This window comes from Devosia sp. SL43 (genome assembly GCF_021729885.1).
In the GTDB taxonomy this organism is placed as follows: Bacteria; Pseudomonadota; Alphaproteobacteria; order Rhizobiales; family Devosiaceae; genus Devosia.
The window spans coordinates 2,994,009-3,021,004 of the sequence record NZ_CP063401.1 but is presented as its reverse complement, the minus strand read 5'-3'; the positions used below and the strand labels follow the sequence as shown (position 1 = coordinate 3,021,004).

At 62.7% G+C, this 26,996-nt stretch carries 26 protein-coding genes; 13 read left to right on the top strand and 13 right to left on the bottom strand.

Features of this window, described 5'->3' with window-relative positions; all coding sequences use genetic code 11:
* Window positions 1–2: 2 nt before the first annotated feature.
* Window positions 3–1,598: an ABC transporter substrate-binding protein gene (locus tag IM737_RS14920; protein ID WP_236895052.1), complete on the bottom strand. Its 1,596-nt coding sequence runs from the start codon at window positions 1,596–1,598 to the stop codon at window positions 3–5.
* 225 nt (window positions 1,599–1,823) lie between these two features.
* Here IM737_RS14920 and IM737_RS14915 point away from each other — a divergent pair, with 225 nt between their 5' ends.
* The 3 genes from IM737_RS14915 to IM737_RS14905 are packed head-to-tail and all read left to right on the top strand — an operon-like array spanning window position 1,824 to window position 3,673.
* Window positions 1,824–2,216, top strand: coding sequence for a VOC family protein (locus IM737_RS14915; protein ID WP_236899936.1), 393 nt, complete (start codon window positions 1,824–1,826; stop codon window positions 2,214–2,216).
* On the top strand, window positions 2,189–2,707 hold the full coding sequence (locus IM737_RS14910; protein WP_236895050.1) for a hypothetical protein: 519 nt from the start codon (window positions 2,189–2,191) through the stop codon (window positions 2,705–2,707). Before IM737_RS14915 ends, IM737_RS14910 begins: the two co-directional genes overlap by 28 nt.
* Before the next feature lie 27 nt (window positions 2,708–2,734).
* A complete protein-coding gene (locus IM737_RS14905; RefSeq protein ID WP_236895047.1) occupies window positions 2,735–3,673 on the top strand; it encodes an aldo/keto reductase in 939 nt (312 codons plus the stop codon).
* A 144-nt stretch (window positions 3,674–3,817) separates the two neighbouring features.
* On the opposite strand, the gene IM737_RS14900 is transcribed toward IM737_RS14905, so the two are convergent.
* On the bottom strand, window positions 3,818–4,756 hold the full coding sequence (locus IM737_RS14900) for a Gfo/Idh/MocA family protein (protein WP_236895043.1): 939 nt from the start codon (window positions 4,754–4,756) through the stop codon (window positions 3,818–3,820).
* 254 nt (window positions 4,757–5,010) lie between these two features.
* Window positions 5,011–6,264 (bottom strand): glycerate kinase type-2 family protein, encoded by a 1,254-nt coding sequence (locus IM737_RS14895; protein WP_236895040.1) that lies wholly within the window; start codon window positions 6,262–6,264, stop codon window positions 5,011–5,013.
* 112 nt (window positions 6,265–6,376) lie between these two features.
* On the opposite strand from IM737_RS14895, the gene IM737_RS14890 reads away from it, so the two are divergent.
* From IM737_RS14890 to IM737_RS14865, 6 genes are all read left to right on the top strand, one after another.
* A complete protein-coding gene (locus tag IM737_RS14890) occupies window positions 6,377–7,069 on the top strand; it encodes a DUF1045 domain-containing protein (RefSeq protein WP_236895037.1) in 693 nt (230 codons plus the stop codon).
* Window positions 7,066–8,196, top strand: a complete 1,131-nt coding sequence (locus IM737_RS14885) for an alpha-D-ribose 1-methylphosphonate 5-triphosphate diphosphatase (protein ID WP_236895034.1) — start codon at window positions 7,066–7,068, stop codon at window positions 8,194–8,196. The genes IM737_RS14890 and IM737_RS14885 overlap by 4 nt, the downstream gene beginning before the upstream one ends.
* A 3-nt stretch (window positions 8,197–8,199) precedes the next feature.
* Window positions 8,200–8,766 (top strand): phosphonate metabolism protein/1,5-bisphosphokinase (PRPP-forming) PhnN, encoded by a 567-nt coding sequence (phnN, locus tag IM737_RS14880; RefSeq protein ID WP_236895032.1) that lies wholly within the window; start codon window positions 8,200–8,202, stop codon window positions 8,764–8,766.
* A gap of 63 nt (window positions 8,767–8,829) precedes the next feature.
* Window positions 8,830–8,979 carry a hypothetical protein gene (locus IM737_RS14875; protein ID WP_236895031.1) on the top strand — a complete coding sequence of 50 codons (150 nt, stop codon included), beginning with the start codon at window positions 8,830–8,832 and terminating at the stop codon, window positions 8,977–8,979.
* Window positions 8,966–9,166 (top strand): hypothetical protein, encoded by a 201-nt coding sequence (locus tag IM737_RS14870; protein WP_236895029.1) that lies wholly within the window; start codon window positions 8,966–8,968, stop codon window positions 9,164–9,166. The genes IM737_RS14875 and IM737_RS14870 overlap by 14 nt, the downstream gene beginning before the upstream one ends.
* A 29-nt stretch (window positions 9,167–9,195) precedes the next feature.
* Window positions 9,196–9,381: a hypothetical protein gene (locus tag IM737_RS14865; RefSeq protein ID WP_236895026.1), complete on the top strand. Its 186-nt coding sequence runs from the start codon at window positions 9,196–9,198 to the stop codon at window positions 9,379–9,381.
* A gap of 12 nt (window positions 9,382–9,393) precedes the next feature.
* On the opposite strand, the gene IM737_RS14860 is transcribed toward IM737_RS14865, so the two are convergent.
* A complete protein-coding gene (locus tag IM737_RS14860; RefSeq protein ID WP_236895023.1) occupies window positions 9,394–9,615 on the bottom strand; it encodes a hypothetical protein in 222 nt (73 codons plus the stop codon).
* 515 nt (window positions 9,616–10,130) lie between these two features.
* Between IM737_RS14860 and IM737_RS14855 the strand changes: the two genes are divergently transcribed.
* The gene (locus tag IM737_RS14855; protein WP_236895021.1) at window positions 10,131–11,177 is read left to right on the top strand and encodes a LacI family transcriptional regulator; all 1,047 of its coding nucleotides are present in this window, start codon (window positions 10,131–10,133) and stop codon (window positions 11,175–11,177) included.
* A gap of 156 nt (window positions 11,178–11,333) precedes the next feature.
* On the opposite strand, the gene IM737_RS14850 is transcribed toward IM737_RS14855, so the two are convergent.
* The 3 genes from IM737_RS14850 to rirA all read right to left on the bottom strand — a co-directional run bounded on the left by IM737_RS14850 (window position 11,334) and on the right by rirA (window position 14,847).
* A complete protein-coding gene (locus IM737_RS14850) occupies window positions 11,334–13,145 on the bottom strand; it encodes an ABC-F family ATP-binding cassette domain-containing protein (RefSeq protein WP_236895018.1) in 1,812 nt (603 codons plus the stop codon).
* A gap of 42 nt (window positions 13,146–13,187) precedes the next feature.
* Entirely contained in the window at window positions 13,188–13,769 is a 582-nt protein-coding gene (locus IM737_RS14845) for a uridine kinase family protein (RefSeq protein WP_236895015.1), read from the bottom strand.
* 616 nt (window positions 13,770–14,385) lie between these two features.
* Entirely contained in the window at window positions 14,386–14,847 is a 462-nt protein-coding gene (gene rirA, locus IM737_RS14840; protein WP_236895013.1) for an iron-responsive transcriptional regulator RirA, read from the bottom strand.
* A gap of 240 nt (window positions 14,848–15,087) precedes the next feature.
* Between rirA and IM737_RS14835 the strand changes: the two genes are divergently transcribed.
* Entirely contained in the window at window positions 15,088–15,405 is a 318-nt protein-coding gene (locus IM737_RS14835; protein ID WP_442874208.1) for an HU family DNA-binding protein, read from the top strand.
* On the opposite strand, the gene IM737_RS14830 is transcribed toward IM737_RS14835, so the two are convergent.
* From IM737_RS14830 to IM737_RS14805, 6 genes are all read right to left on the bottom strand, one after another.
* Window positions 15,376–16,590, bottom strand: coding sequence for an ROK family transcriptional regulator (locus tag IM737_RS14830; protein ID WP_236895009.1), 1,215 nt, complete (start codon window positions 16,588–16,590; stop codon window positions 15,376–15,378). The two genes, IM737_RS14835 and IM737_RS14830, sit on opposite strands and share 30 nt — an antisense overlap.
* Window positions 16,591–16,881: 291 nt before the next feature.
* Complete coding sequence (locus IM737_RS14825) at window positions 16,882–17,937, bottom strand: ABC transporter ATP-binding protein (RefSeq protein WP_272906533.1); 1,056 nt, start codon at window positions 17,935–17,937, stop codon at window positions 16,882–16,884.
* 10 nt (window positions 17,938–17,947) lie between these two features.
* Complete coding sequence (locus IM737_RS14820; protein ID WP_236895007.1) at window positions 17,948–21,145, bottom strand: alpha-mannosidase; 3,198 nt, start codon at window positions 21,143–21,145, stop codon at window positions 17,948–17,950.
* Window positions 21,142–21,957, bottom strand: coding sequence for a carbohydrate ABC transporter permease (locus IM737_RS14815; protein ID WP_236895005.1), 816 nt, complete (start codon window positions 21,955–21,957; stop codon window positions 21,142–21,144). The genes IM737_RS14820 and IM737_RS14815 overlap by 4 nt, the downstream gene beginning before the upstream one ends.
* Window positions 21,957–22,847 (bottom strand): carbohydrate ABC transporter permease, encoded by an 891-nt coding sequence (locus IM737_RS14810; protein ID WP_236895003.1) that lies wholly within the window; start codon window positions 22,845–22,847, stop codon window positions 21,957–21,959. The genes IM737_RS14815 and IM737_RS14810 overlap by 1 nt, the downstream gene beginning before the upstream one ends.
* Before the next feature lie 200 nt (window positions 22,848–23,047).
* Window positions 23,048–24,364 carry an extracellular solute-binding protein gene (locus IM737_RS14805; RefSeq protein ID WP_236895000.1) on the bottom strand — a complete coding sequence of 439 codons (1,317 nt, stop codon included), beginning with the start codon at window positions 24,362–24,364 and terminating at the stop codon, window positions 23,048–23,050.
* A 283-nt stretch (window positions 24,365–24,647) separates the two neighbouring features.
* On the opposite strand from IM737_RS14805, the gene IM737_RS14800 reads away from it, so the two are divergent.
* Together IM737_RS14800 and IM737_RS14795 are read left to right on the top strand one after the other, a co-directional pair.
* Window positions 24,648–25,679, top strand: coding sequence for a LacI family transcriptional regulator (locus IM737_RS14800; RefSeq protein WP_236894997.1), 1,032 nt, complete (start codon window positions 24,648–24,650; stop codon window positions 25,677–25,679).
* A 52-nt stretch (window positions 25,680–25,731) separates the two neighbouring features.
* On the top strand, window positions 25,732–26,775 hold the full coding sequence (locus IM737_RS14795) for a Gfo/Idh/MocA family protein (protein ID WP_236894994.1): 1,044 nt from the start codon (window positions 25,732–25,734) through the stop codon (window positions 26,773–26,775).
* Window positions 26,776–26,996: the final 221 nt, after the last annotated feature.

The following is a 26,996-nucleotide window of genomic DNA, read 5'->3' as shown; positions in this document are numbered from 1 at the left end:
CCTTACTCGGCGACGTCCACGCCCTTGAAGCTGTGATTGCCGAGTGGGCTCATGGCGTAGTTGAGCACGGTCTTCTTCATCGGCATGAACACGCGGCTATGAGCCAGGGTGATCGCAGGCTCTTCGGCCTTGAAGATTTCCTGAGCCGTGGTGTAGAGCGCAGCGCGTTCTGCCTGGTCGGCGGTCGTCTTGGCAGCCTGGATGGCCGCTTCGAAGTCTTCGTTGCACCAGGCCGAGTAGTTCGAGACACCGATCGCCGAGCACGAGAACAGCGTGGCGAAGAAGTTGTCCGGATCACCATTGTCGCCGGTCCAGCCGATCATGAATGGGCCCTTGCGGTCGGGCTGCTTGCCGCGCTCGCGATATTCGGTCCATTCGTAGGTCACGATGTTGGCGGTGACGCCAATCGCGGCCCAGTCGGCCTGGATGAGTTCGGCAACGCGCTGGCCGTTCGGATTGTAGGGGCGCGATACGGGAATGGCCCACAGGTCGGTGGTCAGGCCCGTCACGCCAGCAGCTTCGAGAGCGGCCTTGGCGGCTTCCGGATCGTAGACGTCGGCGGCCGTCGCATCGTCATAGGACCACATCGTCGGCGGGATCAGGTTCTTGGCGTCCTGGCCAGCACCCTGATACACAGCTTCGATGATGGCGGCCTTGTCGATCGCCATGGTCAGGGCCTTGCGCACGTCCGGATTGTCGAACGGCGGCTCCGTCGTGTTGTAGGAGATGTAGCCGATATTCAGGCCTTCCTGCTCCATGACGCTGAGGTTGGCATCGGCCTTGAGGGTCTCGATGTCAGCCGGCGCCGGGTAGGGCATGATATCGCATTCGCCGGCGATCAGGCGCTGGGCGCGCACCGAGGCATCGGTGGTGATGGCGAAGATCAGGTCGTCGATCGGCTGCTTGCCTTCCCAGTAGTCGGCGAACGCGGTGTAGCGGATGACGGTGTCGAGCTGGTAGTCGGTGAACTGGAACGGGCCCGTGCCGACCGGCTGGGTCGAGAAGGCCGCCATGTCGCCCGAAGCTTCGAGCTGGTCGGCATATTCCTTGGAGACGATCGAGGCAAAGTCCATCGCCAGGTTCGCCAGCATCGGCGCGTTCGGTTCGGTGAGCACGAACTTGACGGTCAGGTCGTCGACCTTTTCGATCGAAGCGAGGTATTTGGGCATGTCCATGCCCTGGAAGTAGTCCCAGGTCATGCCTTCGAGATAGGCATGCCAGGCATTGTCTTCCTTCCACTGGCGCTCGAACGAGAAGATGATGTCATCTGCCGTCAGGTCGCGAGTGGGGGTGAAGTAGGGCTGAGTGTGGAACTTGACGCCGGGGCGGAGCTTGAAGGTGTATTCCTTGCCGTCTTCCGAGATTTCCCAGCTTTCGGCCAGCGCGGGAATGACTTCGGTGGTGCCCGGAGCAAACTCGACGAGGCGGTTATAGATCGTGTGCGACGACGCATCGAAGTCGTTGCCGCCGGTCAGCGGACCGGGATCGAAGTGGGCGGGCGAAGCTTCCGAGCAATAAATCAGCTGCTTGGCCTGGGCCGCGCCAGCCGCGAGCGCCAGCATGGCGGTCGCTGCGAGCAGCGTTTTCATCAATTTCATGATTGTTGTCTCCCGAATAGTTTTTACGCTCCCGGCTTGCCAACCGGGGCTTGGGCGCCACCAAAGCGTAGAATCCAAGGGATGGCAATGGGAGAGTTTGACCATTTGGTCAATCTGATGACAGGCAGAACAGCGTTCCACAGGATTGGACGGTTTTGAAATGATCCGTTCGGCGGGCCAATCCTTGGCTTGACCGGACCGCTGGAGAGGTGATCCATGCGTGGCATGAGTTTATCCATTGCCACCATTACCCTGCTCGTCGCCGATTATGACGACGCCATCGCCTTTTACTGCGACACGGTGGGGTTCGACCTCATCGCTGACAATGACATGGGCGGCGGCAAGCGCTGGGTCGTCGTCGCCCCGCCGGGCCGCTCGGGCGCTCAGATGCTGCTGGCCAAAGTCGATGGCGAGGCACAGCGCGCCGCAATGGGCAACCAGGGTGGTGGGCGGGTGATGTTCTTCCTCAACACCACCAGCTTTGCCAAGGATCACGCTGCCCTGGTCGGACGCGGGGTCAAGTTCCTCGAAGAACCACGCCACGAGGCCTATGGCTCGGTCGCCGTGTTCGAAGACCTCTATGGAAACAAATGGGATCTGATCGAACCCAAGGGCTGACAGCCCGGCTCATTGCCGCACTGCTCGCACTCGCGGCGCCCGCCGCGGCGCAGGAGACCGGCTGGAACTATTCGCCATTACCAGGCGAGGGCGACCGGGCCACGCTGGGCTGCGCCCTCGAGTCGACGCGCGACAGCTTCACCTGCCTCGCCGTCCGCTGCGAAGATGATTTCAACATCGGCGTCCACATCTATACCAGCCGCCCGCAGGGCAATGTCGGCGACTGGGCCATCACGGTCGACAAGGAAACCCGCATGTTCAGTGCCGAGGCGAGCAAGCCTTATGGTGCCAAGCTGGTCGGCGACTATTCCTGGGTGACGACCAATCTGCTCAACGGCGCAGTGGCCTATCTGGAGCCTGCGGATGGCTCGGCCATGCCGGCCAACCACATTCCACTCGATGGTTCGCTCTATGCGATCAACCGGGCGCTGGCCTTTTGCGCGCCGCGCATACCCGACCCGGTCGAACCGAAAGCCGCGCCCGGCGTTTAGGCACTGCAACATCAATGGAGAAGCCCAATGGACCGCCGCCCGCTCGGACGCAGTGAACTTGTCATCGAACCCCTGGTGCTTGGCGGCAACGTCTTTGGCTGGACGGTCGACGAGACCAAAGGCTTCGAGATTCTCGACGCCTATGTCGAAGCCGGCTTCACCGCTATCGACACGGCCGAGGGCTATCCCAACTGGGTGCCGGGCAACCCGCCTGGCATGAGCGAAACCATCATCGGCAAGTGGATGAAGGCGCGTGGCAATCGCCAGTCGCTGCATATCATCACCAAGGTCAACTCGGCCAAGACGCCGGGCGGCCTCAGCGCGGATGCCATCCGCGCCGGCATCGAGGCCTCGCTCGAGCGCCTCCAGACCGACTATATCGACCTCTATTTCAGCCACTGGCCCGATGCCGAAACCAGCCACGAGGAAACCCTGGGCGCCTACGATCCGCTGGTGCGCTCGGGCAAGGTGCGCGTCATCGGTGCGTCGAACTACACTGCGCAGATGGTCAAGGAGGCCAACGAGACGGCGGTGATCAAGTCGCTGCCGCGCTACGAGGTGCTGCAGCCGCGCTACAACCTCTATGATCGCGCCGAATTCGATGCTTTGCGCGACGTGGCGATCGAGGATGAGATCGGCACCATCGTCTATTTCAGCCTCGCGGCAGGCTTCCTGACCGGCAAGTACCGCTCCAAGGCAGATTTCGGCAAGTCGCCGCGCGGCGGCGGAGTCGAGAAATATCTCGACGCCAAGGGCGAGCGCATTCTGGCGGCGCTCGACACGGTCGCTGCGGCCAATGATGCAACACCGGCCGAAGTGTCGCTGGCCTGGCTGGTGGCGCAACCCGGCGTCACGGCACCAATCGCCTCGGCGACATCGGTGGATCAGGTGAAAAGCCTGGCCCGGGGTGTGCGGCTCAAGCTGTCGGACGATGACTTGCAGGTGCTGACGGACGCGGGGAAGTAAGAAACACCCCCACCTAGCCTCCCCTGAAAAGGGGGAGGGACTGATCGAGTATAGGGCTTGATGTTGCCTAAGCCCCAGGGCGGATTCCTCCCCCTATCAGGGGGAGGCGAGGTGGGGGTATCCGCTAAAACTCGCCTTCACCGCCTACCACTCAAAATCCGGCCCATTCACCCGCGCACCCATCAGGAACACGTCGCTCATCAACCGCAGCGGCGCGGCATCGACGTCGCTCTCGTGCCGATCCAGCAAACGCGCAAACCGCTCATACATCGCGGCATATTCGCCATCGCCGTGCTTGATCACCAGCTCGCCATTGACCGTCAGACTGCGACCGCCGCCTTCGAGCAGGATCACATTGCCCTTGCCGGTCTCGAAGCGGATGGTCCAGATTTCGCCGGACTCTTCGAGCCAATTGAAGCCTGCCGATAGTTTCGGCTTGTGCGCCTCGCCCGACTTGAAGGTGATTTCGACATCCACCGGCGTCTGTCGGTTGGCCGGGAAAGTCAGCTTGCTCGCCTCAACGAAGACGGGGAATGGCATGACCTTGGTGAAGATCGACAGGGCATTGATGCCGGGATCGCAGACGCCGAAGCCGCCGACTTCCCACACCCAGTCCTGGCCCGGATGCCACTTGCGCACGCTTTCGCGCCAATCGATGCGCGCCGAAGCGACGCCTTCCGCTGCCAGGATGTCCTTGGTGCGATCGACGGCCGGATTAAACTGACTGTGCCAGGTCTGGTAGAGTACCCGCCCTGTCTTCTTGCCGTGCGCCACTAGGTCGTCCAATTCTGATATCGTGGTGGTGGGTGGCTTTTCCAGCATCACATCCTTGCCGGCGTCGAGCGCCTCGCGGACATATTGATGGCGGATGCCTGGCGGGGTGCAGATCGAGACCAGCGAGACGTCAGGCATGGCGGCATAAAGCGCGCCCGGCGTCTTGAACACCGGCTTGCCATTGTGCCCGACACCGCGCGTCGACACCGTCGCTGCCAGCTCGAAATCGCTGGACGCGTCGATAACCGGCAGATGCTGATCCACCGCGATCTTGCCCACGCCGATAATGGCGATCTTGCGCTTGGCCATGGCCCATTCTCTCCCAAAAAGTCGGGCGTATAGAACAGAGCCACCCCCTGTCTGCCAAGGGGATTTGTATGATTATTTTAGACCACACAAGCAGGGATGCGCGCGGCCACCCCCACCCTTGATCCCTCCCCACCAGGGGGGAGGGAGACGACTGGACCATCGGCGGGCACATTCCGTCAACGACCACCGCGCGGGCTTCCCTCCCCCTTGTGGGGAGGGAATGAGGGTGGGGGTGCCACGCCCCCAATGGCCCGCTACCTCACCAAAATCGCCCGGAAATCATTGACGTTCGTCCCGGTCGGACCCGTCACCAGCAAGTCCCCGATCGCCTCGAAAGCCGAATAGGCGTCATTGTTCGCCAGAGCCGCCAAGGGATCGATCCCCGCCTTGCGCAGCCGTGTTGCCGTGGTGCCGTCGGCAAAGGCGCCGGCATTGTCTTCCGAGCCATCGATGCCATCGGTATCGGCCGCCACTGCGGTGATGCCCTCCACACCGTCAATGGCAATGGCCAGTGCCAGGAGGAACTCGCCATTGCGTCCGCCCCGGCCCTTGCCCCGTATTGTCACTGTGGTCTCGCCGCCCGACAGCAGCAGAGCAGGCTTGGCAAAGGGCCGGTTGCGCAGGGCGATCTCGCGGGCCATGGCGGCATGCACCTGCGCCACGTCGCGCGCCTCGCCTTCGATGGAATCGGACAGGATTGCCGCCGTCACGCCCTGACCCCGTGCCTGCTGGGCTGCCGCTTCCAGCGACAGCGCGGCCGAGGCGATGGTCCGCACGGTGTTCCGTGCGAAAGCCGGGTCGCCCGGTGCCGGTGCCAGGTTGTCGTCGCCGGCCAACAAGGCCTGCGCATGCGGCGGCAGGCCGATGCGGTAGAGCGTGGCATACTTGCGCGCCAGCTCGCGGCTTCCGGCCAGCGGGATGGTTGGTCCCGAGGCCACCACGGCCGAATCGTCGCCCGGCACATCCGACACGACCAGCGTCGCCACGCGGGCCGGGGCGCAGCGCGCGGCCAGACGCCCGCCCTTGATGATGGAGAACTGGTTGCGGATGAGGTTCATCACCGAAATCGGCGCGCCGGAGGCCAGCAGCGAGCGGTTGATGGCCTGTTCGTCGTCCAGCGTCAGGCCCGGTGCCGGCGCTGGCAGCAGCGACGAACCGCCGCCCGAGATCAGCGCGACCACCAGGTCATTGGGCCCCAGCCCCGAGACGGTCTCCATGATCCGGCGCGCCGCGAGGAAGCCGGCCTCATCGGGCACCGGATGGGCCGCCTCGACGATTTCGATGCGGCTACACGCCTCGGCATAACCATAGCGCGTCACCACCAGCCCACTTAGCGGGCCGTCCCAAGCGTCTTCGAACGCCTTGGCCATCTGCGCCGAGGCCTTGCCGGCGCCGATGACGATTGTCTTTCCCACCGGTCGCGCGGGCAGGTTGAGACGAACCCCCAGCGACGGTTGCGCCTGCGCAACGGCCGTTCGGAACAACTGCTCGAGCAGAACGCGGTCCATTCATGCCTCTCGGCTTGCGATTCGATGCGGGCAAGGATAGCCAGCTTGCTCAGCATAGCTACTGTCAAACGCCCGACACAGAGTCTGGCTAGCGGCAGGGTAAGGAGTTCCGATGACAGAACGATTCGCGATCTACTACGCCCCATCCGCAACCAGCAATCTGTGGGAGCGGGCGGCGACCTGGCTCGGCCGCGACGCTGCCGATGGCGATCTTTTCGATGGCCCGGTCGCCGGCATTGACCGTGCCCGGCTGCTCAACCTGACCCAGTCGGCCAATCGCTACGGCTTCCACGCGACCCTGAAGGCGCCGATGGCCCTGGCCGATGGTGCCAGGGAGGCCGACCTGCGCGCCGCGCTCACCGACTTTGCCCGCCGGCACCAGCCGGTCGACCTGGGCAAGCCGCGCCTGGCCTCGCTCGATGGCTTCCTGGCGCTGCTGGTGGCCGACAACGAGGCGCTGCAGGATTTTGCCGCCCATGTGGTGGAAGCCTTTGACGACTTCCGCGCCTCCATGTCGGTCAAGGACCGCGCTGCACGGGCCAGCCGTGGCCTTTCCGAACGCCAGATCGAGCTGCTCGACGCTTACGGCTATCCCTATGTGTTCGAGGAATTCCGCTTCCACATGACGTTGAGCGACCGGCTGAGCGAAGCCGATGCCGCCGATATCGCGCAGGCAGCGACGACCTGGTTTACCCCGGTGCTCGACGAGCCAATCCTGCTCGATCGGCTCGCGCTGTTCCGCGAACCCGAGGCCGGCAAACCGTTCGTCCGCGTTGGCGATTTCAAGCTGGGCAGCGCGGCATGAGCGACGTCGTCTTCCGCAATGCCCGCATCGTCCTCGGCGACGAGGTCATCGAGGGCAGCCTGTCGACCCGCGACGGGGTGATCAGCGCCTTTGCCGCCGGCTCGGCGCAGTCGGGCGACGACCTTGATGGCGACTACCTGATTCCCGGCCTGGTCGAGCTGCATACCGATCATCTGGAAACGCATTACCGGCCGCGACCGGGTGTGTTCTGGGACGCGATGGCGTCGCTGCACGCCCATGATGTGCAGATCGCTGGCTCCGGCGTGACCACGGTGTTCGACGCGGTTCGCGTCGGTTCCGACAGCGAAATGCCCGAAATGGGCAAGCATGTCGCCGCCCTCACCAGCGCGATCGCCCGCGCTCGGGCCGATGGCTGGCTGCGGTCCGACCACCTGATCCATCTGCGCTGCGAATTGCCCAGCCACGACGTGGTGGAACAGTTCGAAGCCCACGCTACTCATGCCGAGGTGCGCCTCGCCTCGATGATGGACCACACGCCCGGCCAGAGGCAGTTCCGCTCACTGGACGACTACAAGCGCTTTTACGGCGTGCGACGGACGCCGGAGGAACTCGATCGCTACATCGAGGCGCGCCTCGCCGATCACGCCCGCTACTCGGCGCCACACCGCGCCCACATCGTGGCCCGCGCCCGCGAGCTCGGGCTGTCGCTCGCCAGCCACGACGACGCCACCATCGCCCATATCGAGGAAGCGGCCCGCGACGGCGTTGCCATCGCCGAATTTCCCACCACGCTCGAAGCCGCGGCCGCCGCGCATGATGCAGGGCTTGCAATCCTGATGGGCGCGCCAAATGTGGTGCGCGGCAAGTCGCATTCAGGCAATATCTCGGCGACCGATCTGGTGCGGGCGGGTTTATTGGACATTCTGAGTTCGGACTATGTGCCGTTTGCCTTGCTGCAGGCCGCCTTCGTGCTGCCGCAGCGGGTGGAGGGCATGGGTCTGCCTGCGGCGCTGGCGACGGTCACGCGGAACCCGGCACGATCGGCCGGGCTGGACGATCGCGGCGAAATCGCCATTGGCAAGCGCGCCGATCTGGTGCGGATTAGGCTGATCGACGGGCTGCCCGTGGTTCGTGGCGTCTGGCGACAGGGCATAAGGGTAAGCTGATACATGACGCGACCGCTCGGTTCACTTGTCCTGGTCGTTGGCCCCTCGGGGGTCGGCAAGGACACGCTGATCTCGGGCGCGCGACATGCGCTCGACAACGACAAACGCTTCGTCTTTGTGCGTCGCGTCGTCACCCGCAAGGCCGAGGTGGAGGTTGAGGACCATGACAGCATGGATGCCGAAACATTCCACGACATGGAGGCGGCCGGGCGTTTCGCTCTCTGTTGGGATGCCCACAACCTGCGCTACGCCCTGCCGCTCAGCGTCGATACTGACCTGACCCTGGGCAAGGTTGTGGTCGCCAACGTGTCGCGCCATGTCGTGGCTCAGGCGATCGCAAAATATCCGGCCTGCGCCGTCGTGCTGATCACCGCCGAAATCTCCTGCCGGGCCGAACGGCTGACCAAACGGGGGCGCGAGAGCGGCGACCAGATTACGGCGCGGCTGGCCCGTGAAAGCGCGCCGGTGCCATCGGGCGTCGATCCGATCGTGATCGACAATTCGGGCATGCTGGCCATCGGTGTGACCGCCTTTGTCATGGCCCTACGCAGCATCGCCGCGCAAGAATGACGCATGGTTGAACCAGTCGGCCTCCGGCGCGTTGTGCTGACGGAACAAGCGTCAGGAATTCTCATGAGCCGCAACGGTCTTTACGCCGTCATCGCCGTCCTGCTGATCGCCATCGTTGGCTTCGGCATCTACAGCTATCAGCAGCAACAGGCGCAACCCGGCATCGAAGTCCGGGTCGATGGCAACGGAGTGTCGATCGATGGCAATGGCTGATGGCGGCGGACGTCGCGACACGATTGCTGCGGCAATCACCGCCGAACTCGCTCGACAGGCTCAGAGCAGCCCGACTGACGTCGACATCGACGCCTTGGCCGACGCGATCGACACAGCCCTTGAGCCGCCAGTGCCCGCCCATGAGGGCAAGCACCCGGACGAACTCAACGCTACCAATGACGACTGAACGAGGACAGGCAAATTCCTGACGACACATTGACGCTCATCGGACTTGGCGTCGGCGCCATCGTCTTGGTCTGGCTGGTTTTCTCGGTGCTCAAGAAGGTCATCGGCATGCTGTTTCTGGCAGCACTGGTGATTGGCGGATTCGTGCTGTGGCAGAATCCGCCCCTTATGAACGGCCTGGTGACCTGGGTCCAGAATGCGGCCAATCTGGCATAGGCGCGCTCGGGCTCAGGCCGCGTCGGCCCGGCCCTTGCGCACAGCCTGGGACACGGCGAAATGCGCCTTCTCGACCGTCGCGAACTGCTGCCCGTCGATGGCGAAGGCTGGCAGCTTCACGGCGAGAAACCGATAGCCGGCTTCGTGCGGCACCACGACGCCCAGCGGTTCTCCGCCGACTTCTATGACGATTGGCTTGTGGGCCTTGGCCCGGTCGAGACTGTTTTCCTGCATGGGTGGATGCTCCACTTGCGCATTGCTACGGCCACATCAGATGGGCTGGTGCACCATCCTGGCCGGCAACGCTGGGGGTCTATCGGAATTGTGAGACGAAGGTGTGACGCGGATCACATTCGTTTCGAGCGACAGGTCCCTTGCCAGCGTTTTACGCCTTGCAGGTGGGTGCGTACGAGCGTGGAACCGGCATGGATGGTGAAGGTATTCGATGATGTCATCTTCATTCCTTTCCTGCGGGTTGACGACGTAGCTGCATCGGCACTTGGCGATGCATGAGCGCAAGATAGGCGCGTTCGGGGCTGATTGCCAGTGCTGCCACAACCAGAGAATGAAGATTTCTGGAAAAAGACTGCTCGACTTTCGTCTCAGCACGAAATGTGATAGATGTAGTCATGATTTGACATACACCCCTCATTGTTCCGAACGCTTGAACTGGACTGTACAATCTGGTGATGTCGCGTTCACGACAAGCGTCACCGCCACGCAAACGGCGGGCCGAGGGGAATACCACCGTGTCCGAAGACGACCTGCCCGCCGCGACCAAGGGCAAGCGTGGCGTCAAGCCATCCGGCAAGCCGACGCTCAAGACTATCGCGCAGATGACCGGCTTTGCGGTCACCACAATATCGCGTGCCCTCAACAATGCGCCCGAGCTGGCGCAGGAAACGCGCGACCGGGTGCAGAAGATCGCCGCCGAGATCGGCTACCTGCCCGATCGCGCCGCGCTCCGCCTCAAGACCGGTCGCACCAATGTCATCTCGCTGGTGCTCGAACCGGACGAGCAGATCTATGGTTTCGGTACATCCATCGTCGCCGGGCTCACCGAGGCGATGCGCAACACCGCCTATCACCTGGTCATCACGCCGCTGTTCCGGGGTGTGTCGCCGATGGATCCGATCCGCCATATCGTGCGCAACCGCATGGCCGATGGCGTCATCTTCTCCAAGGCCGAGGCCTTCGACGAGCGCATCCGCTTCCTGATCGACAACGACTTCCCCTTCATCAGCCACGGCCGCAGCCGCTGGCCGGAGGCACACCCATCGGTCGACTTCGACAACGAGGCCTATTCCTATGGGGCGGTGAAGCGGCTGGTGCAGAAGGGCTGCAAGAAGGTCTCGATCGTGCTGCCGGAAAGCGCGCTGACCTATACCGACCACCTCAAGGCCGGCATGGCACGCGCTGCCAACGAGGCCGGCATCGCCCATGAATTCGCCACCGACGTGACGCTGCACAGCCAGACCGACGCGATCCGCAACTATGTGCTCAAGCGCTCCAAGCGCCCCGATGGGCCCGATGGCTGGGTCTGTGCCTCGGAGGTTTCGGCGCTGGCGGTGATCGGCGCCCTGACCGATGCCGGCAAGACCGTGGGCGGCCAGGTCCACGTGGTCAGCAAGCAGGCCTCGCAAATGTTCGCCCAGTTCCAGACCGGCGCCGAAACCGTCAACGAAGACTTCGTCGACGCCGGGCGCAACCTGGGCGCCCTGCTGCTGCGGCGCATCAGCGGCGAAACGGAAGGCCTGCAGCTCCTGACGCAGCCAGAATTCAAGTGGAAGGACTGAGGCTAAGCAAGAAATACCCCCACCTAACCTCCCCTGAAAGAGGGGGAGGGACAGATCCAGGTTGTGGTGCTATCTCGCCAAGTCCACCGCGCAGTCCTCCCCCTGTCCAGGGGAGGTTAGGTGGGGGTACCCGACAGGACTCGCCTTCGCCGCTCCCTACCCCTCCAGCTCTTCCCGCAGCAATTCCAGTTCCATCCATTGCTCTTCCGCCGCCGCCTTCTTGGCCTCGGCCGCAATCAGCGCCTTGGATTTGGCCGCGAACCCCGCCGGATCCTTGGCGTAGAAATTGGCATCGGTCAGCGCGGCGTTGATCGCCTTGATCTCGGCCTCCAGCTTGTCGATGTCCTTGGGCAGCGTCTCGAGCGCGTGCTTTTCCTTGAAGCTCATCTTGCGCTTGGCGACGAATGGCGCCGCCGTCTGCACCATCGCGGTCTTGCCGGCGCGATGCGCCTTGACTGAGGCGCGCGCCTGCACGCCCTCGCCGCGCTGGATCACCATGTCGGAATAGCCGCCGGCATATTCGGTCCAGCCGCCATCGCCCTCGGCGATGATCACCGAGGTGGCGACGCGATCGAGGAAGTCACGATCGTGGCTGACGACGATGACCGTTCCGGCATAGTCGCTCACCATCTCTTCGAGCAGATCGAGCGTTTCGAGATCGAGATCGTTGGTCGGTTCGTCCAGCACCAGGAAGTTCGACGGCAGCGACAGCGCCCGTGCCAGGGCCACGCGGGCCCGCTCGCCGCCGCTGAGCTTGCCAATCGGCGTATTGGCCTGTTCGGGGCCGAACAGGAAGTCCTTCATATAGCCCACGACATGCTTGGGCTGCCCGTTGATTTGCAGCGTATCGGAGCCGCCACCGGTCAGCGCGTCGCGCAGCCGCGTCTCGGGATCGAGCTTGGCGCGGCCCTGGTCGAGCATGGCCAGTTCCAGCGCCGAGCCGAGCTTGATCGTTCCGCTATCGGGCTTGAGCAAGCCGGTCAGCATCTTGATCAGTGTCGTCTTGCCGGCGCCGTTCGGCCCTACAATGCCGATGCGGTCGCCGCGCAGCACGCGGGTCGAGAAGTCGCCGACAATGGTCCGATCGCCATAGGATTTGGAGATGTTCTCGGCTTCGACCACCAGCGCGCCAGAGGTGCGGCCCTCGGCCACCTGCATGTTGACCGATCCGGTGACCTTGCGCTGCTCGCGCCGATCCTGCCGCAGGTTGCCCAGCCGCTCCAGCCGACCCACATTGCGCTTGCGCCGCGCTGTCACGCCATAGCGCAGCCAATGCTCCTCGCGCACGATCTGGCGGTCGAGCTTGTGGCGGTCGCGTTCTTCTTCTTCCAGCACGGTGTCGCGCCAGGCCTCGAAGGCGCCAAAGCCCTTGTCGAGCCGCCTTGTCAGGCCGCGGTCGAGCCAGACGGTCGAGCGCGTCAGATCGCTGAGGAAGCGCCTGTCGTGGCTGATCAGCACCATGGCCGAGCGCAGGCTATCGAGTTCCGCCTGCAGCCATTCAATGACGGGCAGATCAAGATGGTTGGTGGGTTCGTCGAGCAGCAGGATATCTGGCTTAGGCGCCAGCACCCGCGCCAGAGCGGCACGACGGCCTTCGCCACCCGACAGCTTGGTCGGGTCTTCCGCCCCGGTCAGCCCCAGCGAACTCAGCAGATATTGCGCGCGATACTCGTCGTCGCCTGGCCCGAGGCCGGCCTCGACATATTCGAGCGTCGTCGCATAGGCGCTGAGGTCCGGCTCCTGCGGCAGGTAGCGCAAAGTCGCGCTGGGTTCGACGAAGCGGACGCCGCCGTCATGGGTCACATCGCCCGAAGCGATCTTGAGCAAGGTCGACTTGCCCGAGCCATTGCGGCCGACCAGCGCGATGCGCTGGCCAGGTGAAACGATGAGCTCGGCGCTTTCGAGCAGCCGCGTGCCGCCGAAGGTGAGACTGATATTCTGCAGTGAAAGAAGGGGAGCTGGAGCCATGCGGGCGGATAGAGCATAGGCGGGCGACAAAGAAAAGGCAGGTCAGCCCTGCTCAACCGCCGCTGCGTTGCGTCCAGCCACAATAAGGTCAGCCCGCCTGCGTGGATCGGTCTGCAGATAGAGCGCTACGCTGGGCATGAACAGCTCGCGCCAGTCGCGCTCCCAGTCGCCGACGCCACGCGCCAGCGAGGCTTCAAGCGTCGTGGCGGCATCGCTTTCGACCCAGATGCGCAGGTCGTAAAGTGGCACCAGATCGGGATGGAGGGACGATACGCCTTCGATCACCACAAGCCCTTCGGGCCGCACCTCGCGCCAGTCGTCGGCCACCCTCCCCGCCGCCCAGTCATAGCGCCGATAGCCCGCCGTCTCGCCGCGCGCCAGCGTCGTCACTGTGTTGAGGAATTCGTCATAGCGGAAATAAGGGAAAGGAAAGGCGGGCTGCGCCACCCCGCGCCACTCTCGTTCGGGTCGAACGAAATCGTCGAGATAGACGGTCACCGCGCCCAGCTCGGTTTCCAGCCGCTCCGCCAGCGTGGATTTGCCTGAAACCGGCAGGCCATCGATAGCAACCAGCGCGCGGGGGCGGTCCCGCAGCAATGACAATGTGGCGTCGAAATCCATCATGTCTAAGGCCTCGCCCTCATGCCACGCCCTCGTGGTTCGAGGGTCGCTACGCTCCCGCCTCACCATGAGGGCTACTGGGACACCGGATCAAGAGTAGCCCTCATGGTGAGGTGCGAGCTCTTCGCGAGCCTCGAACCACGAGGGCGTGGCATGACGCAATATATTGTGGAGCTTTGCGAAAAAAAAAGACAGGTCAGGGCGTTGAGGACCCTGACCTGTCCGGGGAGACGGTAGCAGCAAGCCCCGTCGTCTCAGCACCGGTGGCGACGTCGATCCCCTCGAACATCCCCGCCTGATGATGACGTGAGAAAACCACAAGTTATTATGAGTGTCAAACTCATAATAATGCGAAGAAGGGATTTCTACACCTATGCAGGGCCCTCAATCAGGACTTAGCGCTCGGTGGTCAGCGATGGTGCAGTCGACACCCTCCCCCCTCTGTGGGGAGGGATCAAGGGAGGGGAGCGGTCCCGATATCGGGGCTCTCTCACCCACTCCCATCCTCCGCCATCAAGGGGGAGGTGCCGTCCGGTGCAATGGCGAGATAGTTACAGACGTCACATGCGATAGCCCTCCCCACAAGAGGGAGGGAGACGACCGGCAGTACAGTGTCAGACTAGTGCGCCGGCACCATCACCGCTTCCAGCGTTGACAGGCCCAGGCGATCGCGGATCGAGCGCTTCTTGCTGGCGAGATCGGCGATGGTGTAGCTGGCCAGCACCTCGAAAAAGGCACCCAGCGCCTCGCGCAGCGCGCTGTTCAGGTCGCATTCGCCGATCAGCGGGCAGTCTGCGCCGTCTTCAAAGCACTCGGCCAGGGCAAAATTCTCCTCAGTCAGCCGGATGGTATCGAGCAGGGTGATGTCATCGGCACTCTTGCCCAGCTTGATGCCGCCGTGACGGCCGCGCACGGTGGCCAGAAGGCCATTTTCGACCAGCGGCTTGATCAGCTTGAACAGGAAGAGTTCGGAAATATTGTAGGCCTTGGCAATATCGGCCACGCGGCTCAGGCCGGGCTCGTTGACGGCGCAATAGACCAGGGTACGGATCGCATAGTTGGATTGACGCGTCAGGCGCACTTTGGACCTTTCATGGGCCGGCCGGACTGATCTTCACCCAGCCCCGGCTCCCCGTTTCGACTCTGATCTCTTCATAAACCGAGCCGTAGCTTATAACCATTCTAAAATTAGTCAACTAAACATGATCGTCGTGTTCATATTTTTTTCCCGAATTTGACACTCTGGACAACGTTTTAAATTCCTCCTATGAACTTAACAGTCGGGGGACACGGAATCGTGAATAATACTGTTACCAGGGCCATGCTTAGCGAGGCGGCAGCACGGCGTACCGGCTTGAGCAAGGCCGATGCTGCGGCTGTCGGAGAGGCCATGTTCGCGCTGATGAGCGACGCGCTAATGGCGGGCGAAAACGTCAAGCTGACGGCCTTTGGCTCATTGCAAGTGCGCGAGCGCGCTGAGCGGCTGGGGCGCAATCCGCGCACCGGCACCGAGCATCGCATTTCGCCCCGGCGGACGGTGGTGTTCACGCCCAGCGCGCAGTTACGCGACGCGCTTGGCCGCTATGCTGCCAAGCCGCGCCCGGCCGAATTAACCAGCGATATCCGCCTGGGTGCGTGAGAAGAAGCGTCGATAGAGCGTCAGCTCTGCTGCGCCGATTGACGGCGCCGATGGGCCGACATGCCCGACCATCACCTGCGGAGGCTGATAGGGGGTGATCGGCAGCTGCCGCAAGGCAGCCTCGAGCTGCTTCACTAGGCGCTCCACAATATCGCGCGGCATAATGCCGTCGACCACGACCAGGCCGCTTTCGATCACCGTCGCGGTGTTGAACACCACCAGCGCCAGGGCCTCGGCGCTGTCGGCCAGCCATTGGTCAAGCACCGGGCCGAAACTGGACCAGTCCCAATCTTCGATGGCGCAGGCATTGGCTTGTATCCCCGCCGCATGCAGTCGCTGAATCAGCGCCGCAATCGAGGCGGTAAAATGGGCCGGACGCTGACGGCCGCTGCTGTCGCCGACCAGCATCGAGCCTAGATTGGCTGAATTGCCGGTTGGACCTTCCCACAGCATACCCTCACCTACAATTCCGGCTGCGATATAGCGGGAAATGAGGAAGTAGATGAAGCTGCACGGCCGGGGTCTCGGAAAGGCAATGAGTTCGGCCCAACAGGCTGCATTGCCGTCATTGAACAGGCTAACCTCGAGTCCGGTAGCCCCGCTCAGTTCGGCGACCAGATCGAGTTTATGCCAGAGTGCCTGCTGATCCTGCGTGCCGGCGACGAGATTGATATTCTCGGCAATGTTGGTGGGCAGCGCTACGCCCATATCGACAAGGCGGCTTCGCCTCTCCGGTGATAAGGCCGCGACGATGCTGGCCGTCATGGTTACGACGTCGGCGGCAATGGTCGCCGCATCGGGGAAGTCATAAGCTTTCCGGCGCCGATCCATCACCTCGGCATGCAGATTCAGCAGCAGCACATCGACATGCCGCCAGCCGATTTCGACGCCAATCGAAAAGGCACCCTCAGGGTTGAGGAAGATCGGCGTCGCCGGCTGGCCGCGCCGGCCGCGCAGGACCTCGCCACGGGTGATCAGCCCTGCCCGGTCGATATCGGTCAAAATGGCCGAGACCGTCTGCGGCGCCAGCCCGGACAGCCGGGAAATATCGGCATTGGACACGCCGGGATTGAAGCCGATCACTGTCAGCACTGCGCGCTCGTTGGCTCGACGGAGGCCCTGATGCTGTAGCCCGCGACCTCCGGCGTCGAAGATATCGCGGAGCGGCTCGATGGTCGACGACATGACGATTTCCTGCGATCACGCCACCGGAGGGATCGTTCCCAGCGAGAATTCGCAAGGTTTGATCCATCGGGCGCTAGGGAAAGATACACCCCGGCGGCGTGGCAACACGCTGGGGCTTTGATTCGACAGTATTTTGTCAGACAATCATGGCAAAGAGAGCCCGCCGCGCCAAGCCCCATCACTACGGATCAGTAAAAGCGCTTCGTCTGTCTATTGGGAGACTTTGCGAGACCGACCGCGACTCGCAATTCCGCCTCACGGTCCTGTTAGCCTAAAGTCCCATGCGCGTGCCTAACGCAGGGCCCTGCCCGCCTGGTCGAACAGATGCACGACATCGGGTGGCACAGCGATATGGACCGTCTGGTGCAAGGTAAGTTCGGGGGCACCGTCGAGTTTGAGGGTGACCAGCTCACCATCGGGCAGTTCGACATAGGCCAGGGCATATTCGCCGAACTGTTCGATGACCGACAGCGAACCGGAGAGATCGGCGGAACCGGCATCGGCAAGAAGCAGGTGTTCGGGGCGAACGCCGATTGACCGCGCATTGGCCAATTGTGGATGGCTCAATGTTAACAGCCCCTTACCCGGTAGGGCCAAGCCGGTGACCTGGGGTGACACTGTGAGGAAGTTCATGCGCTGGCTGGCGATGAAGCCGGCAACGAAGGTGTTGACCGGGTTGCGGTAGAGCTCGAGCGGGCTGCCGACCTGCTCGATCACGCCGGCATTGAGCACCACGATGCGGTCGGCCAGGGTCATGGCTTCGACCTGGTCGTGGGTCACGTAAATCATTGTCGCGTCTAGCGTATCGTGCAGCTTGGCGATCTCGATACGAGTCTGGGCGCGCAAAGAGGCGTCGAGATTGGACAGCGGTTCGTCGAACAGGAACACCTTTGGCTGCCGCACGATGGCCCGGCCGATGGCGACGCGCTGGCGCTGGCCACCGGACAAGGCTTTGGGCATGCGATCGAGGTAGGCTTCGATCTGCAGTATCCGCGCCGCTTCCCTAACCCGCTGATCCACCTCAGCTTTCGGCGTCTTGGCGAGCTTCAGACCGAAGGCCATGTTGTCGTAAACCGTCATATGCGGATAAAGCGCATATGACTGGAACACCATGGCGATGCCGCGCTGCGGGGAAGGAACGTCGTTGACGACCCTCCCCCCGATGGAGATTTCGCCGCCCGAAATCGGCTCCAGGCCGGCGATCATGCGGAGCAATGTGGACTTGCCGCAGCCGGAAGGTCCAACGAAAACAACGAACTCGCCGGATTTGATGTCGAGGTCGACCCCATGGACGACCTCCATCGAGCCATAGGATTTCCGGATCCCGCGCAGCGAAACATCGGCCATAAGAACCTCCTCAGGTCTCGATCAGAAGTGTGGTGATCTCGAACGGGCGCAGCGACAAGGTCACGCCATTGTCCTTGATTGCCAAGGGCTTGCCAGCGCCCTCCTCCATCAGGTTGACCACCCGGACCGATTTGACTGGAAGACCGAAGGTCACCGTCGCGTCGGCGCGGATATTGGCGTGCTCGAAGATGCGCAACACCACGGCATCGCTCTTTTCGGCCTTCTTGACCGTCTCCAGCGTGACGTTGGACTGGTCGACACTGGCGAAGCTGAAGCTGCCGGTTTCTGCCAGCATGCTGGAGGTCTTCTGCGAGCCAATCACCGCAACGGGATTGTTGAAGCGCTCAGCGGCGCGATGCACGTCGGCAAGGTCGGCGACGCCGTCGTGAACGAAGAGCGCGTAGCGGATGCGGTGCTCGCCCAGGTCGGCTTCCGGATGAGGGAAGGTCGAGCCGCGGACCAGAGTCAGGCGGACAGATTGCTCGTGGCAGTCATAGGCGTATTTGCTGTCGTTGAGCAAAGCGACGCCGAAATCGGCCTCGCTGAGATCAACCCAGCGATGCATCGACGCCTCGAAGCGGGCGCGGTCCCAGGTGGTGTTGCGATGGGTCGGGCGCTTGACGTGGCCGAACTGAATTTCCGAGCGGATTTCGGAGGTGTTGAGATCGAACGGGAACTGGGCTTTGATGACCTGCGCCCGCTCCTGCCAGTCGATGAAGGTATCGAACTCGATCTGGCGTGCGCCAGCGGCGAGGGAGATGACCTGGACGATCTTCGACTTCTGGTAGTGCCGCTCGACGCGGATGGCGGCGCGATGCGGGCCGGTTTCGACCACCGAAATCTTCGATTTGCTGTCGGCCAGCGGCCAGAACTGCTCTTCGAAGTAGCGGTCGATGTCCCAGGCGTCCCACTCCATCGGCTTGTCTTCATAGGCGATGAGGCGGTTGGCCTTGGCGCCGGCGGCAAGCGTCTCGCGGTTGCGGGTCTTGTCGAAGACCGAGGTAATCTCACCAGACTTGTCGAAGGTGACCTTAAGCAGTTCGTTTTCGAGATGGGTTTCGGACACCGAAACCGCCGAGGTCGAATTGGCAGCGCCGCCTGCGACGAGTTGCGCGCCGGTCCAGCCGAGCGGGACGATCTCGCTGACCGGAGCGGCGAACTCGGCTGTGCCATCGGCGCGGGTCAGCTTCTGTACCGGATGCGCCGTTCCGGCAACCGCCAGCGATGTGCCCGCCACCGCTGCATCGCTGCCCAGCGACACCAGGCCCGAACGTGTCTGGCCTGTGAAGTTGAATAGGCGCAGCTGGTCGGCACCCGGCTTGGCGAAGGCCTGGGCAGCAGCGTGCCACGGTCCGTTCTGCGAGCCGAGGGTCGAGAATATCTGGCCGTATTCGTTGTCGCTATCGACATAGACTTCGGGGATAGAGGTGCCGGGCAGGATGTCGTGGAACTGGTTGATCAGCACCAGTTCCCAGAACTCAGCCAGGGTATCGGCAGGATAGGCGGCGCCTGCCTGGACAAGGGCCATGGCGCCGAGGAATTCCAGCTCGCGCAGCATGCGTTCGGCGCGGCGGTTGTTTGCCTTGTTCTTGGCGACCGAGGTCAGGGTGCCGCGGTGGTATTGCAGGTAAAGCTCGCCGTTCCAGGTGGGGAACTTGTTGCCCGGGGCGTCCATCTTGGCGCCGAGGCGTTCGAGGAAGGGCACGATGCCTTCAAGCTTGACGCGAGGCGCGCCAGGAATGCCGCGTTCAAGGCGGATGCCGCGCTCGATCATGCCGCGGGTCGGGCCGCCGCCGCCATCGCCATAGCCATAGGACATGACCACTTCGTTGTGGACGGCCTTGGGTTCGTAGCGCTTCCAGGCGCCCATGGTTTCGGAGACCGAGAGGTCGCCATTGTAGGTCGTGAAGATCTCTTCGCTGTCGTATTTCTGCGCAGTGATCAGCTGGGCCTTGGTGACGGTGCCGTCGATGCCCTTCCAGTGGAAGCTGTCATAGGGGTGGCGATCGGTATCGTTCCAGCTGAGCTTACTGGTGACGAAGTATTTGAGCCCCGACTTGTCCATCACCTGCGGCAGGTTGGCGGAATAGCCGAAGGTATCGGGCAGCCAGACAGTCTTGGGGTCGACGCCAAACTCCTCGATATGGAAGCGGCGACCGCGCATGATCTGGCGGACCAGCGATTCACCCGAGACGATGTTGACGTCGGGCTCCACCCACATCGCGCCTTCGATCTCGAAATGACCGGACTTCACCTTCTTGAGCATGCGTTCCCACAGCTCGGGATAGTCCTTCTTGAGGAAGTCGAAGAGGACCGACTGGTTATACATGAAGATGAATTCGGGATACTCTTCCATCAGGTTGAGCACCGTGGCGAAAGACCGGCCGGTCTTGTCGCGGGTATGCATGACGCGCCACAGCCAGCCGACGTCGAGATGGGTCGAGCCGACGGCGGTAATCTGCGGCTGCGTCTCGGTATCGACCAGCTTGTAGATTTCGCCGGCGATTTTTTCGGCAGCCCCAAGCGAGGCTTCGAATTCGGGCGTGAAGCCATCGCGGCGATCGAGGGCACGCAGGGCGCGGTCGATGATGTTGAGGATGGCCTGGCGGCGCGGGTCGTTCTGGTAGAGGCGGACAGCCACGTCGAGCGGCGTCTGCAGGTCCCAATAGAGCTTTTCGGTGCGCTCGCTGCGCGTGTAGAACTCGACCTTGAAGCCGACCAACGGACGATCGAAGAAGGTGAAGGCGTTGACCAGCAGGGTGTGCTTGCTGCCCGGCTTGGCGTTGCGCTCGATCACCAGTTCGGTGTGGTTGCCGTCAAGCGCCTGGGCGATCTTGCCGTCGATATAGGCGAGACATTGCGGATCGGTCGAGCCGGGGCGGTCCTGCCACTGGCTGGTGAACTTGAGCACGAAGGTCTTGCCCTTGGCGGCCTCGGGCACGGTGACTTCGGCGGCGAACCAGGTATGGCCCTGCTTCTTGGCCCAGACGGAATGGGGGCCGAACTCTTCCCATTTGCGCCAGTCGGACTTCAGCGCTGCCTCTGCGGTCACGTCGGCGCGCTGTACGTGCCACTGCCAGGGGACGTCCGAAATCGGCGTCAGGATCTTCTTTTCGAGATCCTTGCAAAGCCGGATGAGCTTGCCTTCCATCTTGAGATCGTCGTCCAGCAAACCGAGCTTGGTCGACATGGGGTTGGAATAGGTCATCCTTTAACTCCGACACCGGCGAACCCTGTGTTCATGTTTCGCCGCAACAAGAAATAGACGCCGACCGCCGGCGCTGCGTAGATAATCGAGAAGGCCGTGAGGAAGCCGTAGTTGATGGCGCCCTGCTGGCCGAATGCCGCGTAAAGGCCCACCGACATGGGGAAGGCATCCTGCACGCGGGCAAAGATCAGGGGCAGCAGGAACTCGTTCCAGGCCCCGGTGAAGCTATAGAACCAGACCACCGCAATGCCGGCCTTCGACATGGGCAGCACGATCTTGGTGACGATCTGCAGCAGCGTCGCGCCCTCGACATAGGCCGCCTCTTCAAGCTCAATCGGCACCGTGTCGAAGAAGTTCTTCAGCAGCAGTAGCGTGAACGGCAGGTTGAGGATGGTCAGCGCGACGATGACACCGAACTGGTTGAGCAGTCCGCCGCGTTGGGCGGCAAAGTAGAGCGGCACCAGCACGCCGGCCGATGGCAGCATGCGCAGCAGCACCAGCGTCCAGAGGAAGGCATTGCGGCCCGGGATACGCAGGCGCGACAACGGATAGGCGGCGGAGATGCCGACGACAACGCTGAGCGTGGCGGTGCCGGCGGCAATCAGCATGGAATTGAGGAACTGCTTGCCGGCATTGCCGCTCATGGCCATGGCGAAATTGTCGAGCCCGACCGATTTGGGGATTTCGAGCTGCCCGGTCGATAGTGGGTTGAAGGCGTTGAGGAACAGCCAAGAGAATGGGCTGACCCAGATGACAGCCATGAAGGCCAGCGCAATGGCGGTGATGCGGGAGGTTGTTTCGCTCGATTCCATTACTTGGGCTCCCGCAGCATACGCAGATAGACCAGGGACAACAGACCCACGATGACCAGCATGGCCACCGAAATGGCACTGCCGAAGCCAAGATTGCCGCGCGAAAAACTCTGATTGTAGAGGAACACCGCCAGCGTCTGGGTGGCCGTGCCCGGACCGCCGCCGGTCATGGCGAAGATCAGCGGGAAATAGGTGAAGGTCCAGATGGTGATGAACAGCATGTTGGTGGCGATATGCGGCCGGATGATCGGCAGCTGCACCATCCAGATGCGCTGGAACGGCGTTGCGCCATCGACCTTGGCGGCCTCGACGACCTCGCGCGACACCGAATCCAGAGCCGCCGAGAACAGCAGGTAAGACCAGGCGGTGCCCTTCCAGATATTGGCGATGGTGACGATAGGCAGCGCGTATTGGTTGATGAAATTGATCGGCTCGAGGCCAAACGGAATGACGAAGAGCTGGTTGATGAGACCGGTCTGGCTGGTCGTCGCCGACCACAGGAATGCGGCCACGATATCGGGCAGCAGCCAGCCCAGCATGATGCAGACTTCGACGACGCTGCGAATGGTCGACTGGCTGCCGCGCAGCAAAGCCGCGAGCAGGAAGCCCAGTACCGACTGGCCGACGATAGCCGAGAAGAAGACGAAGATGACGGTGGTCCAGAGCGACTCGAGGAAGCCGCGGCGCGTGAACAGGCGTTCGAAATTCTGCAGGCCCACCCAGCTCCACTCGACGGATTTCCGCCCCACAAGAGCCAGATCGGTGAAGCTGAAGGCGAAGGCCCAGGCGGTGAAATAGAGCAGCGCGCCGATGAGCAGGGCCGCCGGCAACATGCCCAGGCCGAGGATCCAAAGATTGCTGGTGAGCCAGGGGTTGGCTTGGTTCTTCATAGTTCACACAGGCCCATAACTTGCGCGGTGTCATTCCGGCGAAGGCCGGAATCCATCTTGAGATGGCGCCGGATCTTCGATCTCAGGATGGACCCCGGCCTTCGCCGGGGTGACATCGTGGTTGTGGACAGTCCCCTGCCAGAAGCGTCACGGCGACACCCAGAGGACATTGGGTGCCGCCGCGTCGGGAGGTGTTCGGTTTATTCGTAGGTGATGACGTTCTCTTCGCCGAACTCGTCGACCAGGGCCTCGTGGTAGGTCTGGATGACTTCGTCGACGCTGGCGCCATCGAGCAGGTCGGACGTGGCCTGCTGGATCAGAGCCGAGACCGTCTGGTAGCCGGGAATCGTGTCGCGGCCGGTGGTATCGGCGGCGAGCGCGGTGGCCTCGGCCAGGAACGGGTCAGCGGTATAGTCCGGGGATTCCGAAATATCGGTGCGGACCGCCATGCGGTGGTTAGCCAGCGTCCAGGCCTTGAAGTTGCCTTCGTCGAAGATCGAGGTCACCAGCTTGAACGAAGCGTCGGCATCGGCGGCCTTGGAGTTGATGCCGATGGCCCAGCCACCCGAAATATTGGTGGTTGCCTTGGTGCCGGGTTCACCCGAACCAGGCCATGGGGTCCAGCCGACCAGGGCATCGCGCTCTTCGCGTGATGGAGGGGCGTTGCAATCCCACAGGCAGGCATCTTCCCAGGAGCCGGAAGCCAGGATGCCCAGCTTGTCATCGGCGAGGGCAGCACGGACGGCAGCACCGATATCGGTGGCGTAGTTGAGGTCGGCCGGGTTCAGCTCACGCTCGACGAAGACCTGGTGGTACAGGTCGAAGACACGGCGCAGGCCGGGGCTGTCGCCGATCCACTGGTTGGTTTCGCGGTTGAGCAGGCGGTTGCGATCGCCCTCGGGGACATCAGCACCGAGAAGGGCCATGTAGACGCCCTGCATCGTGGTGGCTTCGCCCTGCTTGGTGCCGGCCGGAATCTGGAACGGATACTGGACGCCCGCATCCTTGAGCTTCTGCGCGGCATCGAGAATGTCGGCCCAGCTCTTGGGCTCCCACGGCATAGCGATGCCGGCCTTTTCGAAATTGGACTTATCGTACCAGAGCATCCGCACGTCGGTATCGGTCGGCAGGGCATAGACACTGCCCTGATAGGACGCCACTTCGAGCAGGCCCGGCAGATAATACTGGTACTGGTCCCAGGCGGCCGCCATGTCGTTGAGCGAGGCGAGATAGCCGGCAGCGGCCAGTTCGGAGACCATGAAGCTGTCGATGACGTTCACATCGGCGGCGGTGCCGGCGCTGAGATCGAGCGCGATGCGCTGGTCATAGCCCTGGCCCGGCAGCTTGATGGCGTTCACGGTGTCGCCGGTCTCGGCCTTGTAGGCCTCGATACCCGGCTCGACCAGCGATGCGATCCATTCCGGATACATGATCGAGACTTCGGCCTGCGCGGGAAGCGCAGCGGCGACCATGAGCGACATTGCCGCCACCGTGGTCAGAAAACCCTTCTTGAGCATCAACTCCTCCTCGTAAAGCTCCTGCCGCCTCTCGTGGGCAGCCCTGCGCCAGAACCCTCATCCAAGCGCGTCGAGAGGTAAACACATTCGATGCAACGTTGCAATTGTGAATCGAAATTGGACAGGAATAGTGACTATATGTATATTTTCTCTTTCTTTTTCAGTCAGTTATAATTGTGCAATCGTTTCAGATGGCGACCTTGAATCGCTGCATCGTTGCAAAATTTGTGTGGTTTGGTTTCTGCGCCGACCGGTGTAAAACGGGGTGGGGAATACGAGACGCATGAGCCAGAAATTGACATCGAGCGGTCGCGGCAAAGCCAATCCGCGCGTCACGCTGCGCACCATAGCCGAGGTCACGGGATTGAGCCTGTCGACGGTGTCGCTATCGCTGCGCGGCGGCACCACGCTCAAGCAGGAAACGCGCGACAAGGTGGCCGAGGCCGCCCAGTCGCTCGGTTATGTCCCAGATCGTGCCGGCGTGCGTTTGCGCACCGGAAAGACCAATGTCATTGCGCTGGTGCTGGACGGATCGGAGGACTCGCCGGATTTTGCCCGCCAGATGATCCAGGGCATTGGCCACGCCATCAAGGGCACGCGCTATCACCTGACGGTCATCCCCGAATTCGAGCGGCAGAACTCGGCCGAGACCATTCGCTACGTGCTCGACAACCGGACGGCCGACGGCGTCATCATCACCCATACCGGACCGCGCGACCGGCGCGTGCAGATGATGATCGATGCGGATTTTCCCTTCGTCAGCCATGGCCGCACCGAGTTCTATACGCCGCACCCCTATCACGACTTCCACTCCGAGGTGTTTGCCTCGACCGCTGTCGAGCGGCTGGCCAGCAAGGGCTGTAAGCGGGTGATGTTGATGATCGGCGACGACAGCACCACCAACTACCACAACATCACCACCGCCTTTCACAAGGCGACGGCCCGGGCGGGGATAGAGGCCCGTATCCTGGATGGCTCACAGGCCCGCAGCCCCGCCGAATTGCGCAAACTGGGCCTCGACCTCGCCAGCGAAGATCCGAGACCGGACGGAATCATCAGCGATAGCGAGATGCGCACGATCGCCCTGGTAGGCGGGTTGCTCGAGGGCGGGCTCAAGCTCGGGCAGGATGTGCAGCTGATCTACAAGCAGACCTCGGGCATCCTGCCGACACTGTTTCCTGATCTCGACAGCATCCGCGAGGACGTGTTCGCGGCAGGCGGCGAGCTGACCCGGCTTTTGCTCAAGCGCATCGACGGGGCACCGACGGAAGATTTGCAGACTCTGGCCGAGCCCGTGCCGCACTGGCGGAGCTGACAATTTGACGGCGGCAACCGCAAGAGCGGGCCGCTTTTAGGGAGGTTTCACGATGCGCCTGCTCATTCTGGGCACCGGCGGCATGGCCAATGCCCATGCCGACAATTTTTCCAAGATCGATGGCGTGAGCCTAGTCGGTGGCGTCGATGTCGATCCGGCGCGGCTGGCGGAATTCTGCGCCACGCATGGCATCGAACGGCAGTTCGCCTCGCTCGAAGACGCACTGGCCTGGGGCGAATTCGACGCGGTGGCCAATGTCACGCCCGACCGCATCCATCACCCCACCACGATGCAGGCCATTGCCGCCGGCAAGCATGTGTTTTGCGAGAAGCCCCTGGCCACCAATGCCATAAAGGCAATGGAAATGACCGAGGCGATCGAGGCCTCGGGCAAGGTGGGCATGGTCAACCTGACCTATCGCAACTCGCCGGCGGTCCAGAAAGGCCGCGAACTGGTGCTATCAGGCGCCATCGGCAAGGTGCGGCATGTCGAGGCGTCGCATCTGCAGAGCTGGCTGGTCGGCAACCATTGGGGCGACTGGCACACCGAGACCAAGTTCCTGTGGCGGCTGTCGACCGGTCACGGCTCCAATGGCGCCTTGGGTGACATCGGCATCCACATCGTCGACTTTGCCTCCTATGGCTCGGGCCTCGACGTGGCAAAGGTGTTTGGGCGCCTGCGCACCTTCGACAAGGCGCCTGATAACCGTATCGGCGAATATACGCTCGACGCCAATGACAGTTTTACGATGAATGTCGACTTCACCAGCGGCGCCATCGGCACCATCCAGGCAACGCGCACAGCGGCCGGGCAGATGGATCAGCTGCGCCTGCGGGTCTATGGCGAGACCGGCTCGGTGGAGATGATCTACGACACCGGCACATCGACGCTACGCGCCTGCACGGGCGAGGATGTGCATGCGGCCAAGTGGCACGATGTACCGTTCGATCCGGTCGAAACCAACTATCAGCGCTTCGTTGCCGCCGTGCGGGCCGGCAAGACGCAGGAGCCATCCTTCCGCCGCGCGGCCCAGATCCAGAAGGTGCTCGACGCCGCCATGGCCTCCAATGCCAGCGGACGCGACGCGCTGGTTTAAGGCCCCGGATAACAGGTGCGCAGGTGTCGAGAATCTCGGTTCCGGCACCGGCGGCGACTTTGGCCAAGCCAGCTGGGGGTGCCTCCTCGTGCCATTGACGACCCGCTTCCTCGTTGTGGAACCGTCTCCCCAGCATTGGGATTCCGGCGAAAAGCCAAACTGGAAACTCCGGAAACAACGCAAAAACTGATACTCGACTAGTTTGGTAGAGATAGTGCCAA